Origin of the sequence: Pseudorhodobacter sp., from assembly GCF_034675685.1 — a bacterium.
In the GTDB taxonomy this organism is placed as follows: domain Bacteria; phylum Pseudomonadota; class Alphaproteobacteria; order Rhodobacterales; family Rhodobacteraceae; genus Pseudorhodobacter.
Genome location: NZ_JAUCDA010000019.1, coordinates 76728 through 93823 on the forward strand (window position 1 = coordinate 76728; position 17096 = coordinate 93823).

The window sequence follows — 17096 nt, forward strand, 5'->3', positions numbered from 1 at the left end:
CATGACGCAACTTGCCAGTCCCGCCACAATCGGCATCTCTGCAAAGGGGGTATTCGTTACCTATCGCAATGGGTTGACCGCGCTGCGCGATGCCAGCTTTGAGGCGCCGACCGGGTCCATCACTGGTTTGGTGGGGGTGAACGGCGCGGGAAAATCCACGATCTTCAAGGCGATCATGGGCTTTGTGCCGGTGGCGCGGGGCGAGATTGAAATTCTGGGCCGATCGGTAAAAGACGCGCTGAGGGCCAATCTTGTGGCCTATGTTCCGCAGGCCGAGGAGGTGGACTGGTCTTTTCCGGTTCTGGTTGAAGATGTGGTGATGATGGGCCGTTATGGCAAGATGGGGTTTTTTCGCATTCCCAGCGCCGCCGACCATGCCGCCGTCAACGCGGCGCTGGCCCGTGTGAACATGACCGACTACCGCAAGCGCCAGATTGGTGAACTGTCGGGCGGGCAACGCAAGCGGGTGTTTCTGGCCCGCGCCCTTGCGCAAGATGGCAAGGTCATCTTGTTGGATGAGCCGTTCACCGGCGTTGATGTGCAAACCGAAGACGCCATAATAACCCTGCTGCGCGAGATGCGCGACGAGGGGCGGGTGATGCTGGTATCTACCCATAATCTGGGGTCAGTGCCCGAGTTTTGCGACCGCACTGTCTTGGTGAAAGGCACGGTGCTGGCCTACGGCCCGACCGAAACCACCTTTACCCGCGAAAACCTTGAACTGGCCTTTGGCGGTGTGCTGCGGCATTTCGTTCTGGGCGGGGCCGATTTGCATGATGATGATGATGCCCGTTCGGTTTCGGTGATTACCGATGATGAAAAGCCGTTCGTGATTTATGAAAAAACCGCAGATCGGGGGGCAGAATGATGGAAACCCTGCTGCTGCCGTTTCAATACAGTTATATGACCAATGCGATGTGGGTTTCGGCGCTTGTCGGCGGGGTTTGCGCGTTTTTGTCGGTCTATCTGATGCTGAAAGGCTGGTCGCTGATCGGCGATGCGCTTAGCCATTCCATCGTGCCGGGGGTGGCGGGGGCCTATATGCTGGGCCTGCCCTTTGCCTTGGGTGCCTTTGCCGCTGGCGGTCTTGCTGCCGGGGCCATGCTGTTTTTGAACCAGCGTTCGGGCCTGAAGGAAGACGCGATCATCGGGCTGATTTTCACCTCATTCTTTGGGCTGGGGCTGTTCATGGTGTCGCTGTCGCCAATGTCGGTTTCGGTGCAGACCATTACCATGGGCAATATTCTGGCGATCACCCCGCAAGATACGCTGCAACTGGCGATCATCGGTTTCGTGTCGCTGGCGGTGCTGCTGGCGAAATGGAAAGACCTGATGGTGACGTTCTTTGATGAAAACCACGCGCGCTCTATCGGGATCAATACCGGCAGGTTGAAGCTGGTTTTCTTTACCTTGCTGTCGGCCTGCTGTGTGGCCGCGCTGCAAACCGTGGGCGCGTTTTTGGTGATTGCGATGGTGGTGACGCCGGGGGCCACGGCCTATCTTCTGGCCGATCGTTTCCCGCGTTTGCTGATGCTCAGCGTGGCCATTGGCGCGATCACCAGCTTTGTCGGTGCCTATCTGAGCTTCTTTCTGGATGGGGCAACCGGCGGGCTGATCGTGGTGCTGCAAACGCTGATCTTTCTGCTGGCCTTCACCTTTGCCCCTAAACATGGCTATCTGGCGGCCCGGCGTCGCGCCGCCAAGGTGCTGGAGGGGGCAGCATGATCGACGCGCTGATCCAACCGTTTCAATTTGCGTTCATGAACAGCGCTTTCCTGATCATGGCGATGATATCGGTGCCGATGGCGCTGTTGTCATGCTATCTGGTGCTCAAGGGTTGGTCGCTGATGGGTGACGCGATCAGCCATGCCGTGCTGCCGGGGGTGGTTCTGGCCTATCTGCTGCATATCCCGCTGATTATCGGCGCGTTTTCAGCCGGCATGTTCTGCGCGCTGGCGACGGGCTTTCTAAAAGAGAACAGCCGGGTCAAACAAGATACCGTCATGGGCATCGTTTTTTCGGGCATGTTCGGGCTTGGCATCGTGATGTATACGAAAATTCAGACCGATGTGCATCTGGATCATATTCTGTTTGGCAACATGCTGGGGGTTGGCAGCAATGATCTGTGGACGGCAGGCCTGATCGGGCTGGGGGTTACAGTGGTACTTCTTGCCAAGCGGCGCGACCTGATGCTGCATGCCTTTGACCCCATTCAGGCACAGGCCGTGGGCCTGCCTGTGCGCGCGCTGCATTACGGCCTGCTGGCGATGATCTCGCTGACCATTGTCGCCACGCTTGCCGCCGTGGGGATCATCTTGTCCATTGGCTTGCTGATCGCGCCGGGGGCGATTGCGTTTCTGGTGACCAAACGGTTTGACCGGATGTTGATTGTGGCGGTGGCGGTGACGCTGGTTTCGGGTTTTCTGGGGGTTTACCTTAGCTTTTTCATCGACAGCGCCCCGGCCCCAACCGTAATTCTGGTTTTGACGGCGGTGTTCATCGCAGCATTCATACGCTCGGCCTACCGGGCAAAGCGGCGTGCAAGCCCCGCCGTATAGCCCGCCGCACAGATAGCCGCGGCGTTCAGGCGCAGCGCCGGGTGCAACCCGACCTGCCGTCTGCAAAATGCCGTGCGGTCATCGCGCGGACCCGGTGCGCAGATAAAAGGCTGGCTGGGCCGCAGCCGCAGAAAGGCGCAAACGGCTTGGGTCTGGCCCGCAGGCCCAAAGTAGTTACTGCCTTTTGGCGCAGCGCAACGCGCAGCAATGACCTTTGGCCGCCACAAATTCCCTTGAGGTTTTGTGGGTTTTAGGTCTTACCCTGAGTTTGCAAAAGGCTGCGAAAATGAGGGTTGTCCTTTGGGTGAACTACTGCGGGCAATCTGGGGCGTTGCTTGTCTGGCGGCTGTGATGTCAGTCATTCTGGCGCGCAGTGGCTTTGGCGCGGGCCTTTGGCTTGGGCTGTCCTCGGCTGTGTTTGGGTTGTCTGGTGCCATTTTGGCTGCTGGTGCTATCGTTCAGTTGTGGCGCAGCTTTCGCGCCTATCGTGCAGAGGCGCTGACCCTTGGCAGGCTTGACCACCGGGTCAGCCGGCTGGCGGCTTTGCGGTTTGCCGGGCTACAGGCCCTGGCGATCGGTGCGCTGCTTGCTGTTGCTGCGGGTGTGGCCTTTGTTCTTCCGGGGATGGCGGTGCAGGCGGCGTTCGTGGCCGCGCTGCTGACGCCATCGCTTTGGGCTGTGCAAGTGCAGCTTGTGGCCGGGCACAGCCTTGGCGGCATGCTGGAACGGCTTGTTGCGGGGGGCGCACAGCGCAGGCTGGCGCAGGCGGTTGGGTTTTGGCGGCGACCCAAGGCGGGTTGGGTTTTCGGGGCCCGGATTGCTACGGCGCGGGGCGCCGCCGCCGCGGACAGCGTTGCAACCGCCTATTTGAATGCGGTGGACAGTGACGGGCTGGTGCGCCCGGACCTGTCGCAATGCGGCCCATCGGTGGCGGCGGATGCGCGGTGGCGGCTCTGGTCGGTTGCGCCGGTTTTTGCGGCGTCTTTGCCATTTGCGCTTGTGGCCTGGGCGTGTGCGGCATGGTTGCCCGACAGTTGGGTGCCGCGTTTGCCCGCGCCGGGTGTCATCTTGGGGCTGGATGCCCCCCCCGCCCCCGCAGACGCGCCGCCCCCCCAAGAAGCACAAGACCAGCCACCGCCCCCTTCCGAAACCAGCCAGACGGGGCCGGATGCGGCGGGCGGTTCGGGGACCGATGGTTCAAACCCCGACGAGCCCGACAGCGGGGATAACGCCGAAACTTCAGGGCCAGCCAACGAGGGCGGGCAAGGCACTGACCCAGCCAGCGCGGGCGGCAAAGGATCGCAGACGGGCTCTGACGGTGCGGGCGGGCAGGCTGATGCCGAGGGTGCCGAGGGGGGCGCAGGCCCGGAAGCGGGGTCACAGGCCGATGGGGCGGGGGCTGAGCAGGGCGCAGCGGGTGCAGCGCCGTCACAGCCGGGCTCTGACGGCGCGGGCGGGCAGGCTGATGCCGAGGGTGCCGAGGGGGGCGCAGGCCCGCAAGCGGGGTCACAGGCCGATGGGGCGGGGGCTGAGCAGGGCGCAGCGGGTGCAGCGCCGTCGCAGCCGGGCTCTGACGGCGCGGGCGGGCAGGCTGATGCCGCGGGTGCCGAGGGTGCCGAGGGGGGCGCAGGCCCGCAAGCGGGGCCACAGGCCGATGGGGCGGGGGCTGAGCAGGGCGCAGCGGGTGCAGCGCCGTTACAGCCGGGCTCTGACGGCGCGGGCGGGCAGGCTGATGCCGAGGGTGCCGAGGGGGGCGCAGGCCCGCAAGCGGGGCCACAGGCCGATGGGGCGGGCCTTGATGCCTCGCCGTTATCTGATGTATTGCCGGACGGGGGAGGGGCATCTGAGATGGGGGTGGCGACTGACGGGCCGGTTCCCCCCGATGCGGTTCCGGTCAACCGGGGGGTGACCGCTGCCGCCACGCCCCTTGATCCGGGTGAGGCCCTGACCGTCGGATCACAGCAAGCCTTGTTTGCCGCGCCGGGCCATGCGCCCGACACGGTCGAAACCCGGCTTGACGAAGACGCGACTTTACCGCCTGATCTGCCCGCGAGCCCTTTGCTGCGGCAAAGACTGCCCGCCTGGATTTCGGACCTGATAGTTGATTGAGGAAAGTGACACCAATGAGTTATGACCTTCGGCGCGGCGATATAGACTATCTGCGCAGCATTCCTGCCGCCGTGCATGACCAGCAGATGTACGGGATGGAACCCGTGGTCAAGGCGCTGCTGGTGGCGCTGTTGTCAGGTGGTCATGTGCTGCTTGAGGGCAACCCCGGCCTTGGCAAGACGGCGCTGGTGCGGGCGCTGTCGCTGGCCCTGGGGCTGGGCCGCGACGCCGTCGGGCGCATCCAGTTCACGCCCGATCTTATGCCTGCCGATATCACCGGCACACTGATGCCCGCCGAAGACGGTAGCCGCAGGCTGGAATTCAAGGCCGGGCCGATCTTTCATCAATTGCTGCTGGCGGATGAGATCAACCGCGCGACCCCCAAGACCCAGGCCGCGATGCTGGAGGCGATGGCCGAGTATCAGGTTACCGTTCTGGGGGAAACAAAGCCGCTGCGCGCCTGGTCAGATGTGACCTTTGACGGGCGGCGCGAACGGGTGCGCAGCCCGTTCATGGTGATGGCTACCCAAAACCCGATAGATCAAGATGGCACCTATGACCTGCCCGAGGCGCAATCTGATCGTTTCATGTTCAAGATCCTGATGCAGATGCCGGGTGCCGGCGTCATCGGCCAGATCATGGACAAAGAGCTGGCCCCGCCCCATGAACCGATGGCCGAGGCGGTGGCAAGCCTGCAGGCGGATGCGGCCCTGGCGCGGTTGCATCTTGCATCGCGCGCCGTGATGTCGCTTAAACTTTCGGCTGTGGTGAAAACCCATATCGTGAACATCGTACAGGCCAGCAATGGCGGCTTTGACCATGTTGCAAACCTGTCCGAAAAGCGCATGACGGCGTTGCGTGCCCTTGTGGGCACCAAGATCACCTATCCGTTTGGCCCGCGCGCCGCCGCGTCGCTGGCAAAGGCGGCTGTGGGCTGGGCGGCTGTTGATCTGGCCCGGCCTGACAGCATTGAACTGCTGCCGGGTCTGGAGCGCTGCGGGCTTGCGGCTGTCGTGGTGCCGGTGCTGCGACACCGCTTGAAAATTCGGCATGATTACCAAGACCTTGAGCTGGGATCGGCTGGGGCCGAGGCGCGCGCGCTTGATGATTACATCGCAGCGCTTGCCCAGGCCGCCGCCCCAGACCTGAGCCATGGCGACGAACCGCGCGGCTATGACGCGCGATTTGCCGCCGATCTGGCCAGCATGCGCGCGCTGAACCCGCTTTGACATGACGGACCCAACCGAACCGCCGCTGTCTGTCGATCGCCTGCAAAAGCTGCGGCTGGCCCTGCGCAAGACGGTGCCTGCCCAAAGTCTTGGCGCGCATTTGCGGCGCAAACAGGGGCAAAGCCTGCAATTTCGCGACTACCGCGACTATCAGCGGGGCGATGATATCCGGGCGGTGGATTGGCGGGCCTCGCTGCGGCGCGGCGATAATCGCGACCTGATCGTCAAGACCTTCGAGGCCGAGGAACGGATGACGCTGGTCCTTGTCGTCGATGTGCGCGCCGCGATGCGCCTGCCGGTGGCGGCCCCCAAGCTGCTTTATGCGCTGTGGTCGATGCGCTGTCTGGCGCAGGTGGCGGCAGAGGCCGGGGATGATGTGATCTTGTCGACGCTGTTCGGGCCGCAAGATGCCGCCCCGCGCAAGGCACGCGGCCGCGCCGTGCCCGAAGCGGCGCATCGTTTTGCCCATGAGATATGGCAAAGCGTCAGCGCCCCGCTGGCGGCCGAGCCGGTGGCAAAGGTCGAGGCGCTGGTCGCGCGGTTGAAACCGGCCAGTGCGGTTGTGCTGCTGTCTGACCTGTTGTTCGCGGATGCGCCGGGCGCTGTGACGCGGCTGGCGCTGGCCGCGCAACAATCGCGGCGCGCGTTTTTCGTGATGGAGCTGGACACGCTGGCAATGGAAGCTGCGGCGCTGGGCCTGGGGGGGGCTGTTGAATTGGGGCCCGCCAAATTTGCAGCCGCCAAGCCTGTGCCTGTCAGATTGGCACCTGTGGAAGGCCGTGATTATGGCGACACACCGCGGCTTTTGGGGGCTGATGTGCTTGGCGGTCTGCGGGCAAGGGTGGCCGATCACCACCAAGGTCTGCGTCAGGCTTGGGCCCGTGGCGGCCTCGTCTGGCCTGACCCGGTGATCTGGCCGCAAGGGGTGGACATGGCCGGAATGGCAGCGCTGTTTGTGAAAAGCTTCCCGCCTTCGGCGATCTTTCGCGGCGTGGCCGCGCGTGGGGGCCTGTGATGCTGGCACTTTTATTGGCATCCGGGGCGGGTGTGGGGCTGTTGGTTTGGCACATGCAGCGCCGTGCGCCGGTGGCGGTAAAGCTGTCCTTTGCGCGGCTGTTGCCCGAACCGCCGATTTCAGATCAGGCCGAGCAGCGGTTTGCGCTGACCGTTCCCTTGCGATCGGCCGGGTTCTGGATACGGATGTTTGCCGTGCTGGCGGCCCTTGCCGCGTTGATGCTGGATATGGACCGCCGCTGGGCTGGCGGCATGGGCGCTGCGGGGGCGGGTATCGGGCTGCGCATTGTGTTGGACGTCACGCATAGCATGGGCTTGCCCGAGGCGGGGGGCACAAGGCTTGATGCGGCGCGGGCGGTGGCCGATGCGGCCTTGGCGCAGCTTGCCGCTGCAAGCGGTGAAGATACCTGCGCCGAGGTGATTTTGGTGGGGGCCTCGGCTGGCACAACCGGCCTGACCGAGGCCGTTTCCCGCGCGACACTTCAGCCCGAGGGCGGCGAGGTGGCCACGCTTGTCGATGCGGCCGCCCGGGCCGAGGGCGATTGCCCGCTGACCCATGTGCTGGTGCTGACCGATGCGCGCCAGCCTGCGATGGATTGGCCTGTCATCGGGGCGCCACCCGATGCCCCCGATCTGCTGTGGCATCAGATCGGGGCCCCGATGCCCAACACAGGTCTGCGCGGTGTGTCGTTCACCCCGCCGGGGCTGGGCAGCAAAAGCGCCTTGATCCGGCTGGTTGTGGCAGGCTTTGGCACCGTGCCGCCGCCGGTTGTGTGGCTGGAGGGGCCGGGGGGCCGTGTGCCGGTGGCTGTGCACCCGTCACTCGACCGCGATCAGGTCTGGCTGGGAGAGGCAAAGCCAGAGGGGGCCGGGCGCTACGTTGCGGTGATTGGCACGGGGGGCGCATATGGCGGTGACGACCGTTTGGCTTTTGATGTGCCCGCGTTTCAGGGCATGGCGCTTGACTGGCGCATGACGGGGCTTTCTGCGCCGCGCGGCGCGCAGGCGGGGGGGGGGGGATGCGGTGCTGGTGGCTGATCTGGCAGGCTTGACCCCCAAAGATTTTGCCCATCCGCTGCTGGCCGTCTATCCGGGGTGGCCGAACGCGGGGTCAACGGGGCGGATCGGGGCTTTCGTGCAAGATACGGCGGTTCTGGCCGCGCTTAACCTTGATACATTCGAACGGCTCGCCCCCCGGCCGCTGCAAGGGGCCTTGCCGCCGGGGTTTGCCCCGGTTCTGACCGATGCGGCGGGTGCGGTTTATATCGCGCGCCGGGCAACGCCGCCGGGTTTGATAGTTCCCGCCCCGATGCGCGATGGCGCCGAGATCGAAGCCTTGTCGCTGACCTTGTTCTTTACGGCGCTGTCCGATCTTGCGGGCCGGGGCAGCGTGGTGCCGGGCATGGAATGGCTGGATGCGCAGGGCCAAACCATCGCCAATGCCGCGCAAGAAAGCGATACCGCGCGGGCGCTTGCCCCCCCCCCCCGCGCTTGCCCGGATCGCGCCGCGCCCCAGGCCTGTGCAAGACGCGCCGGTCTGGCCCTTGCTGGCGCTTGCCGCCCTTGCCGCCTTGCTGGCTGAACGGGGGCTGATGCTGTGGCGGGGGATGCGGCATGCTGTGTGATCTGGCGGGGCGGGTTGCGCTGTTTGGCGGGCAAGTCAGTTGCCGCGCAGGATGGTCTGGTGAGGTGCTGGCGACCGCTGCCGGGGGCGCTGTTGGGCTGGCCGTGCTTTTGGTCTGCGTTCTGGAATGGCGCCGGGGAAACCGCCGTGCGCCCTTTGGCGCGGCGCTTTTCATTCTGGCCGCAGCGGCGCTTGCGCTGGCCGCGTCCCGGCCAGAATGGCGCAACGATGCCCCGGCGGGCGAGGGCGGGCTGGCGATTGCCCTGATCGACGGCTCGGAAAGCGTCTGGCGTGATGAGCCTGTGGCGCGCGCCGCCCTGGCGCAGCTTGCCAGCGGGCTGGAGCCGGTGATAGCGGCACTGCCGCCCGAAACCGCTGCGCAATGGCAGGGGCAGGTGCTGCATTTTGGCCGTGCGGTGTCCAGCGGGGCGGCGGCACCGCTGGGCCAGTTGCCCGGTATGCTGCGCAGCGGTGTCACCGTTTCGCGCGCGCCGCAAAGCAACGGCGTCGCCGGGCTGGAAGCGGCGCTGGACAGGATTCGTGCTGCGGGCGGGCGGGGGGCGGTGTATCTGCTTGCCGATGGCCATTTTGACGCCCCTGTGCCCGAGGCGCTTCTGGCCGAGGCGCGCAGCATGGGCGTGCCGGTGCATGTGATGGCGGCGGGGGCGGCTGCGCCGGGGGCAGGGCTGGTTGCCGCCGATCTTGGCCCGGATCAGCAGGTGGGCCGGCCTGCGGTGCTGCGCGCGACACTTTCCGGCGCGGGCCGGCTGATGTTTTCCAATGGCGCGGCGCAGACCGAGATGTCTGTGGCAAAAGGGCAAACCCTGCGCCCGGCACGGCTGGAAACCGTTTTTGCCAGCCGTGGTCTGCGGCATGTGCGCGTGGGTTTTGACGCGGCAAATGGCCAGCAGGAGCGAACACTTTATACCTTGGTGCGCGGGCCTGCCAGGGTGTTGGTTTACGGCCCTGCGCCCTTTGTGGCAGGGCTTGATCGGGCGCTGTGGCAGGTGACGCGCGGCGATCCTTTGGCCCCGGTTGATGCTGCCGGGTTTGATGTGGTGGTCATCGACTCGCTGTCGCCGGATGATTTTGCGGCGGGGTTTGACGCGGATTTGTTGCGCGCAGCGGCAGGCACGGGCATTTTTATTGTCAATGGTCCGGTGCGCGGGGCGCGCGACAGGCCGCAACGGATTGCCGATTGGAATGCCTCGGTGCTGTCGCCTGTCTTGCCGGTTGACAGCGACCCACGCAAGTTCATCGAAGAGCCACCTCCCCGCGATATTGTGATCATGATTGACGTGTCGGGTTCGATGGCGGGTGGCCCGCTGCACACCGCAAAAACCGCGGCTTTCGCGGTGATGGATCAGTTGCGCCCCCATGATACGCTGGCAATCTTGCCGTTTTCTGACGGGCCAAACCCGCAGTTCGGCAGGCGCAATGCCGATGCTGCCGGCCTGACGGCGGCCCGTGGTTTTGTGGCGGCGCTTGGCGCCGGGGGCGGCACGGCCCCCGAGCGCACCTTGCAGCAGGCGGCGGGGCTTGCCACCAACTATTGCGCCTATTTCTTTTTGTCGGATGGTGACTTTGATCCACCAAAGACCAGCCCGAAATGCTTTACCACTGCCATTGCAACGGCTGGCATGGCCTTTCCGAATGGGGTGGCCGATTGGGGTGAAGAGATCGTGTTGCGCGAAGGCAGCGCGGCCAGTGGCCTGACCCTGCGCTATTTCGAACCTGAGGAGCGTGATGAGTATTTCCGGCCCGAAAGTTTTACCCCTCGGGGGGCCGAAGGCGCGGGCGTATTGGCGCCGCCACTGCCGCTTGCGGGGGTGGCGATCGCGTTCGCGCGGGTGGATGCGGTGGTGGAAAGCCTTCACGCAAGCCCGCCACCCGATCCGGTGCTGGCATTCCGGCGGGATGCCATAAGGCCGGCAATTGCGACCGGTGTGTTTTTATCCGCGATCCCGCCGTCCTGGGCCAGCGACCCGCAGGGCCAAGCGGCGGTAACCGCGATGCTGGACCGATTGACAGGCTGGAATGAGAGCGAGCGTTATGACATCCGGCTGACCCAGCAAGACAGCCGTTTGACGGTTTCGGTGGCTATTCTTGCAGGGGCGGGCCTTGCAGGGGCGGGGGATTTGCCGAAAACCCTGTCGGCAAGTATTCAGGGGGGGGCAGGCACGGTTCAGGGCCTGGGGCTGCGCCCCGTCCGAGAGCCGGGCCAGTTTGAAGGCACAGTAGAGCTGCGCCTTGGCCCCGAAGCGGCGCGCGCTACGTTTGTGCTGGAAGAACCGGGGCGCAGCACCCAGCGCATTCCCCTCTTTTTGCCTGCGCGCCCCGGCGCCGAGGCGGGCAGCATGACCGAAGCCTTTGCCTTTGGGGTCAACCATTCCGCCCTGTCGCGCATTGCCCAAGCCACGGGCGGGCAAATGCTGAGCGGTGCTTTTGCGCAATTGGCGCCTGCGCAGGTGCGTGGCGCGTCGGTTGCCTTGCACCCCTGGCTGATTGCCCTTGCGCTGATAGCGCTTGCGGGCGCATTTTGGGGGGGCGGAACGCGGCCATGACAGGGGGCAAGCAGTGACCATGAATTTTGGCGATGATGCCTTTCGCACGGCCTTTGCGGGGCGTGATCCGGCCCCGGCGGCGGCGGTGCTTCGCCACCTGGCGCTGATGGCGCTTGCCGAGGCTTTGGGTGCCATCCAACCGCCAGCCCCATATCCTGCGCGGCCTGCGGCAGATCCGCTGGCAGACTGGTTCGGTGAAGCGCAGGTGCAGGGCAGGACCATCCGCAAATCCCTGCGTCTGCTGCAGCGCCGCTTTTTGTTTGGCCAGATCAATGAAGATCTGGCTGTCAGCCGTGCGCTGGTGGCGGGGGCTGTGCCGGTCGGGCGGATTGCGCGCCTGCGTGACAGGCTTGTCTGGCGCTGGCGGCGCAAAGGCTGCGCGCTGGCCCCGCCGGGCATTGGTGCGTTTGGTCCCGCACTCGCAGGTCTTGCCTTTGGCGATGTTGCGTTTCGCCGCAGCGCGGTGACCATGATCCGCGATCATCTGGGCGCGCGGGTTCTGTTTCACCCCGATCCGGCCCCCGTGCCGGTTCTGTCACCTGCCTGTTACCTGATCTTGATTGCCGCGCACAGGCGTTTGGCAAAGCCCACAGCGGTCGCGCAAGGCGTGGCGGGCCTTGCCGGGGCGCTTGCCGCCGAGGCGGGCTGGGCGGCATTCTGGGATCAGTGGGTGTTGCAGCAGGCCGCTGGAAATGCCGCGTTCACACTGCCCGATGCAATCCGTACCTTGCCTTTGCTGCGCCAGGGGGCTGTTGTATTTGCGCAACCGGCCACAGAAAACGACCCCAGAGTTGCCCTTGATTGGGCAAATGGCTTGCCCGCTTATTGCCAATACCTGCGCCTCGGCCTCCTATGATCACCGCACCCTTTTGAGTCTTTGCATATGTTTGATCCCAAAACACTTTCTGAAATCTACAGCCGCCACCGCACGACGTTTGCGGCCTTGGTCGACCTTGAAACAAGGCTGAACGCGCGGTTTTACGGGATGGGATCTGCGGTTGATTGTATGATTCTTGCGGCCCTGACCGGCGAGGCGATGGTGATGATCGGCCCGCCCGGAACGGCGAAATCGCGGCTGGTGCGCAGCTTTTGCAATCTGGTTGGCGTGCTGGAGGATGAGGCGCTGACACTTGCCGGCGGCACCGGAGAAAAGACTGGAACAGAACAAAAGGACGCCCGGTATTTTGAATATCTGCTGACCCAGTTCACCGAACCGTCAGAGCTGTTTGGCTATTACGATCTGGGCAAGCTGTTCAATGACCATACGATGCTGCGCGCCGATGCCGGCATGATGCAAAAAGCCGAAGTTGTCTTTCTGGACGAGGTCTTCAATGCCTCCAGTGCCATTCTGAACGCGCTGCTGACCTTCATGAACGAGCGCAAGTTTCATGACCGGGGCATGGTGCATCGCACGCCGATGCGGTTGTTGTTTTCCGCCACCAACCAGCCGCCGCGCGAAGAAGGTCTGGGCGCTGTCTATGACCGATTTCTGCTGCGTTGCCGGTTGGACAATGTCGGGCCACAGCCCGATAGGCTTGCGGCGCTGGTGAGTGCCGCCTGGCAAGAAACACATGATGCGCCCAAACGCGGCCCCGAAGACCATGAGTTTTCTAGCCTGTTGGAAGATTTTGACAGCTACCGCAATACGGTAGATGCGTTGACCCATTCGGGGGCGCTGACCATTCAGCAAGACAGCCCGCTGTTCAGCCGCCTTGCCGATATCGTGGCAGAGCTGCGCCGCAAGGACCTGTCGCAAATGTCGAACCGGCGGCTGGTGAAATTTTCGGGCGTTATCCTTGCAAACAGTTTGATGCGCCAAGCCCGCGCCAAGGGAGAGGCGCCAAGCATCGAACCGATTGATCTGGCCGTGATCCTGGATTTCGGGCTGGATGCCGAAGATACCGGCACAGTGACAAAGCTGCGCAACCATTTGTTGGGCAAGTGATGCCTTCTGTCGGGATGCGCATAGCAGGGCCGAATGGCTGGGCTGGTCGGGCCACCTCTGCCCGTGCGCAGGGGGTGTTGGCGGCATTCCATGAACGGCATGTGCCACTTACCCCCCGGCTGGCGCGGGCTTTGGCCCGGCTTGAAAGCACCCCGACCCCCGGTGCCGATCAGGACTGGGGCCGCGCCTTTGTGCGGGCGGGTGAGGCGCTGGGGATTGCGGGGCAGGTGGGCAGCGCCTTTTGGGCGGCAGCCATGCCGATTTTTGCCGTAAGCGTGGCCGAACCCATTTTGCGCCATGCGGCACGGCGGGTCGGGCAGATTACCCTGTTCGGGGCCGCCGACCTTGGCCTTGCGGATGAGGCGCCGCCGGGCGATCAGGCACGGCAGATCGAGGCTGCGGTGAACGCCGCCCTTGGCGATGCTGCGGTTATGGGGCGCGGGTTTTGGGTGGTGGCCGGGGTTGCGTTGCACGCTGCGGCCACCCATGCAACCGAGGTGCGGGCAGGGCTTGTACGCCCCGTGGCCGGGCAAGCGCGCCGCCTGTTGCCCGAACCTGACGCCGCCCTGTGCCGCTTGCTGTTCGAGACAGAACCCCAATTTCAAGAGGCCCCCCTTGCGCGGCAGCGCCGCCAACGGGCGCGGGCAAAATCCATGCGCAAGCGGTCAGGGATTCGCCCGAAAGAAGGCGGCGTTGCGGGCATCCGCGCCTCGCGCCGGATTGAAGATTTCCCGGATGCGGTGTTTTCGGAACTGATCATGCCGATCCCCGTGCTTGCCAACCGGCTGCTGCATGAAGGGGTGCTGGTGCGCCACCGCCCGCCATTGCGCGACCCCAAGCGCGATCTGTTGTCACTGTGCTTTTGCGATGCGCAAGGCGCCAGTGGCGCTGGCGCGCTGGTCAAGGCCGCTTGGGCCGATGCGGGGCTGCGGCTGCGGCTGATCCTGTCGCAACTGGGGTTGACGCATAGCGATCTGATCTGGGCCGAGGCCGGGCCGGTTTGCCCGATGGCCGCGGTGCTGCGGACCGAAGATGTCAGTCTGCGTGCGGGGCTGGACCCGATGCAGCTTGCAGGGCCGCAGCGCGCCGATATGCTGATGCGCTCGGGTCTGTTGCCGGGCTTTGTCGATACGCTGCCGGGCGCGGATGCGCTTGCGGCGGCCGATGGGTTTGCCGGGCATTTGCCCGCACTTGCCGGGCTGGGGCTGGGGCGCTTGCAAGACCGCGCGCGCCGAATGCGCCGCAAGCGCACGGGGCCTGCGCCCGTGCCGCGCCCGGCTGATTATGCGCGCCATCTGGTGCTGGTCTGTCTTCCTGCCGCTGGCCTTGAGGGCGCGCGTGCCTTGGCTGACTGGCCCGCGCTGCGGGCCCAGTTGCGGGCCGGTTTGCGGCAAGATGCAGGCGAGGGCGCGCTGTTTGCAGCCCTGTTATACCCCGAACGCCTGACGCGCGGCGCGGTCTTTACCGCGATCAGCGACGCGCCTGCCCTCAGCCAGATTGACCTGCCAGCCCCCGATGAGGCAGACGCCGCCCTTTGCCTGTCGCAGACCCTGGGCCTGTTGTCGGCCTGGATGATCGACCTGACGCTGGAGACGCTGGATGGCCGATAACCGCCAAGTCATGCGCCTTGCGGCCCTGCGCTCGCATGAAGCGTTGGCCTTCATGGCCGCTTTGGCCCCGGAATTTGCGGCAGCGCAGGCAGCGAACCTGCGCTGTGCCATTAGTGCAGATGGCACGATGACCCTGTTCTTGCCGCATTGGAACAGCCCCCCCCATCACCCCGAGGCCAAGGTTCGCGCGCTGCGTGACGCCATTGCGGTGGCGTTGCAGGCGGCCACACAAGAGTCGCGTGATCTGTCAAAGATCGGCGCCGCGTCGCGTGATCTTGCCGAAACGCTGGATGTGGTGGCTGCGGCGATGACGGTGCTGTATCTGGCGGCAGAACCTGCCGATGGCACCCAGCCGTTGCAGGTGCAAAAACTGGCGGTCATCGCAGGGCCGCCAGAGCAAGTCGCAGACCTGGCCGCAACCACCATCCGCCGCAGCCGTCACGCGGCTTTGATCGTGGGAACGGATGCAACGCAGACCATCGCCATCCTGCGGCTGTCTGATATATCCGAGGATGGTGCAACGCTGGACGGTTTGCGCGCGGGTATCGCTGCCGAAAAGCAAGGCCTGACGTTGTTGGCCCCGGTAGAGACGCCGGGCGGTACGCTGTTCCTTGCCAATGGGCGGGGGCTGAATGTGCAAGCCCGCGCCTTTGCCGGGCATGTTTTGCGCGGGCTGGTCGCGGCCGGGCAGCTTGCTGCCGATGCCGATTTGCTGCTGTTTGCCGGGGTGACGGCCTATGCCTTGCCGCATGAGGCCGCGTTTATCCCCGCTGAAACATTGGTAACCGCACCGGATACGGGCGACTGGCTGTCGTTGCGCTTGCTTGATGTGCAGCCTTCACAGGCCGCCGCCGAGTCGCTTGCAGCCCAGATCGCGGATCGTCGGTTCCCGGTTGGCTACCGCATGGCGCTGCGCCCCTTGCCAGACCGGATGCGCGAAGATGCCGATGTGGAACAGTTGCGCGAGGAAATCGAGGAACGAGAAGCCGAGATTGCACTGATCCGCGCCCTGGCCGCGCCGCAGTTGCGCCTGTTGCGGTTCAGCGATGCGCAATTGCCCGCCCTTGTTGACGGGCTGCGCCGGATGCCCCCCGCGATGCAGCTTGACGCGGGCCTGACATTTGCCACCGCCCATGCCGCAGGCCGCGCCGGGCCTGCGCATTTCGTGATGTATGACCCGGCTGTGGTGGCGATTGAGGGGCATTTGCCGGAATTCTACTGGCGCGGGCAAACCGAAGACAGGCCGATCTGCTATTGGGTTGACCCCCCCTCTGCCGCCGCCATGACCGGGGCCGAAGGTGAGCCGCTGATCTTTGTGCCGCTGCGCAGCCATCTTGACCCGCCGGTCGCCTCGTTCGGCGGGCAGCTTGACCAGACGATGCGGCTGGTGTTGGGCAACCTGTTCGCTGACGCGGCCCCCGTGCTCGAGGACAAGGCGGCACGCCCGGTTTTTGTCTTTTCGCCCCCCGCCGAGGCTGGCTTTGATATGGAGGTGGACCTGCTGGATGCGGCGTGGTTCGCGCCCCTGCACCTGCAATTGCGCTGGATCAATGATCACATGCTGGTCCGTTCGCCGCGTCTGGCGGATGCGGCGGTGCTGACGCGCCTTGCCGAGGATCTGTATGAAGGCGAGGCCGCGCGCCAGTTGACCGACCGGGTGCAGGGCGATCTTGCGACTCTTGCAGGGGCCTGGACCAAAGGGAAAGAAGATCTGTCAACGCAGATCGGCGCCCTGATGGACGAAGTGGCGGATGAAATCACGCAAAGCCATGACCGTATTCGGCGGGCGCTGGCGTTTCTGGTTGCGGCCAGGGACCGGATCGAGGGTGTTGACGCTGTCGTCACCGAGGCGCATGAGGTTTTGGCCAAGGCCGAGCGCACGGCACAGCATCTGGCAAATGTGCCCGCCGCGCAGGCGGCCCGCCGCCTTGCATTCGTAGGCGATGTCCTGGCCGAGATCGAGACGGGCGAGCGCACACTTGTCGATGCGCAATCGCGCATAGCCGAGCATCGCGCCGAGATTGAGCGGCTGCTGCAAGGGTTGCGCAGCCGATGACACAAAGGGGGGCAAACGCGGCCATAGCGCGCCTTGATCAGGCATTTACCGAAACCGAGGCGGCCTTTTCGGCGGCTCTGCCATCGGTACCCGATATGCGCCAAAGGGCGGCGCATATCACCCGCGCCGGCGACCGTATTGATGCAGAGTTTGCCAAGCGGCTTGACTATGGCGCCATGCGTGTTTCGGCGCGGCGTCTGACTTCGGATGCGGCTGCGCAAATACAGCCGGTCGAGGCCGCGCATCGGCGTTTGCGCCGTCGGCTGTTTTGGCAACTGGTCTGGGCAAAATACAGGTCGGTGGTCTGGGGGCTGTTCGGGCTTGCCGTTGTTGCGGGGGGGGGGCTGGGCGCTGTGGCATTGGCGGGTTGAGATTGTCGGGTTCTTC

Annotated in this window: 14 protein-coding genes; all 14 read left to right on the forward strand. The window is 64.9% G+C overall.

Going from position 1 to position 17096, the window contains the following annotated elements; all coding sequences use genetic code 11:
- The first annotated feature begins 1 nt into the window (after position 1).
- The 14 genes from VDP61_RS17015 (at position 2) to VDP61_RS17080 (ending at position 17080) form a co-directional block, all read left to right on the forward strand.
- Positions 2–868, forward strand: coding sequence for a manganese/iron ABC transporter ATP-binding protein (locus tag VDP61_RS17015; RefSeq protein ID WP_323008056.1), 867 nt, complete (start codon positions 2–4; stop codon positions 866–868).
- On the forward strand, positions 865–1725 hold the full coding sequence (locus VDP61_RS17020) for a metal ABC transporter permease (RefSeq protein ID WP_323008057.1): 861 nt from the start codon (positions 865–867) through the stop codon (positions 1723–1725). Before VDP61_RS17015 ends, VDP61_RS17020 begins: the two co-directional genes overlap by 4 nt.
- Positions 1722–2558 carry a metal ABC transporter permease gene (locus tag VDP61_RS17025; RefSeq protein ID WP_323008058.1) on the forward strand — a complete coding sequence of 279 codons (837 nt, stop codon included), beginning with the start codon at positions 1722–1724 and terminating at the stop codon, positions 2556–2558. The genes VDP61_RS17020 and VDP61_RS17025 overlap by 4 nt, the downstream gene beginning before the upstream one ends.
- A gap of 300 nt (positions 2559–2858) precedes the next feature.
- Complete coding sequence (locus VDP61_RS17030; RefSeq protein ID WP_323008059.1) at positions 2859–4667, forward strand: hypothetical protein; 1809 nt, start codon at positions 2859–2861, stop codon at positions 4665–4667.
- A 14-nt stretch (positions 4668–4681) separates the two neighbouring features.
- Positions 4682–5896: an AAA family ATPase gene (locus tag VDP61_RS17035; protein ID WP_323008060.1), complete on the forward strand. Its 1215-nt coding sequence runs from the start codon at positions 4682–4684 to the stop codon at positions 5894–5896.
- A gap of 1 nt (position 5897) precedes the next feature.
- A complete protein-coding gene (locus tag VDP61_RS17040) occupies positions 5898–6911 on the forward strand; it encodes a DUF58 domain-containing protein (RefSeq protein WP_323008061.1) in 1014 nt (337 codons plus the stop codon).
- Positions 6911–7948 carry a hypothetical protein gene (locus tag VDP61_RS17045; RefSeq protein ID WP_323008062.1) on the forward strand — a complete coding sequence of 346 codons (1038 nt, stop codon included), beginning with the start codon at positions 6911–6913 and terminating at the stop codon, positions 7946–7948. The genes VDP61_RS17040 and VDP61_RS17045 overlap by 1 nt, the downstream gene beginning before the upstream one ends.
- Positions 7941–8492 (forward strand): hypothetical protein, encoded by a 552-nt coding sequence (locus VDP61_RS17050; protein ID WP_323008063.1) that lies wholly within the window; start codon positions 7941–7943, stop codon positions 8490–8492. Before VDP61_RS17045 ends, VDP61_RS17050 begins: the two co-directional genes overlap by 8 nt.
- Positions 8493–8524: 32 nt before the next feature.
- Complete coding sequence (locus VDP61_RS17055) at positions 8525–11098, forward strand: VWA domain-containing protein (protein WP_323008064.1); 2574 nt, start codon at positions 8525–8527, stop codon at positions 11096–11098.
- Positions 11099–11111: 13 nt separating this feature from the next.
- Complete coding sequence (locus VDP61_RS17060) at positions 11112–11954, forward strand: hypothetical protein (protein ID WP_323008065.1); 843 nt, start codon at positions 11112–11114, stop codon at positions 11952–11954.
- A 27-nt stretch (positions 11955–11981) separates the two neighbouring features.
- Complete coding sequence (locus VDP61_RS17065; protein ID WP_323008066.1) at positions 11982–13043, forward strand: AAA family ATPase; 1062 nt, start codon at positions 11982–11984, stop codon at positions 13041–13043.
- On the forward strand, positions 13043–14653 hold the full coding sequence (locus tag VDP61_RS17070; RefSeq protein WP_323008067.1) for a hypothetical protein: 1611 nt from the start codon (positions 13043–13045) through the stop codon (positions 14651–14653). Before VDP61_RS17065 ends, VDP61_RS17070 begins: the two co-directional genes overlap by 1 nt.
- Entirely contained in the window at positions 14643–16709 is a 2067-nt protein-coding gene (locus VDP61_RS17075; RefSeq protein ID WP_323008068.1) for a hypothetical protein, read from the forward strand. Before VDP61_RS17070 ends, VDP61_RS17075 begins: the two co-directional genes overlap by 11 nt.
- The gene (locus VDP61_RS17080) at positions 16706–17080 is read left to right on the forward strand and encodes a hypothetical protein (RefSeq protein ID WP_323008069.1); all 375 of its coding nucleotides are present in this window, start codon (positions 16706–16708) and stop codon (positions 17078–17080) included. Before VDP61_RS17075 ends, VDP61_RS17080 begins: the two co-directional genes overlap by 4 nt.
- The last annotated feature ends 16 nt before the right edge of the window (positions 17081–17096 follow it).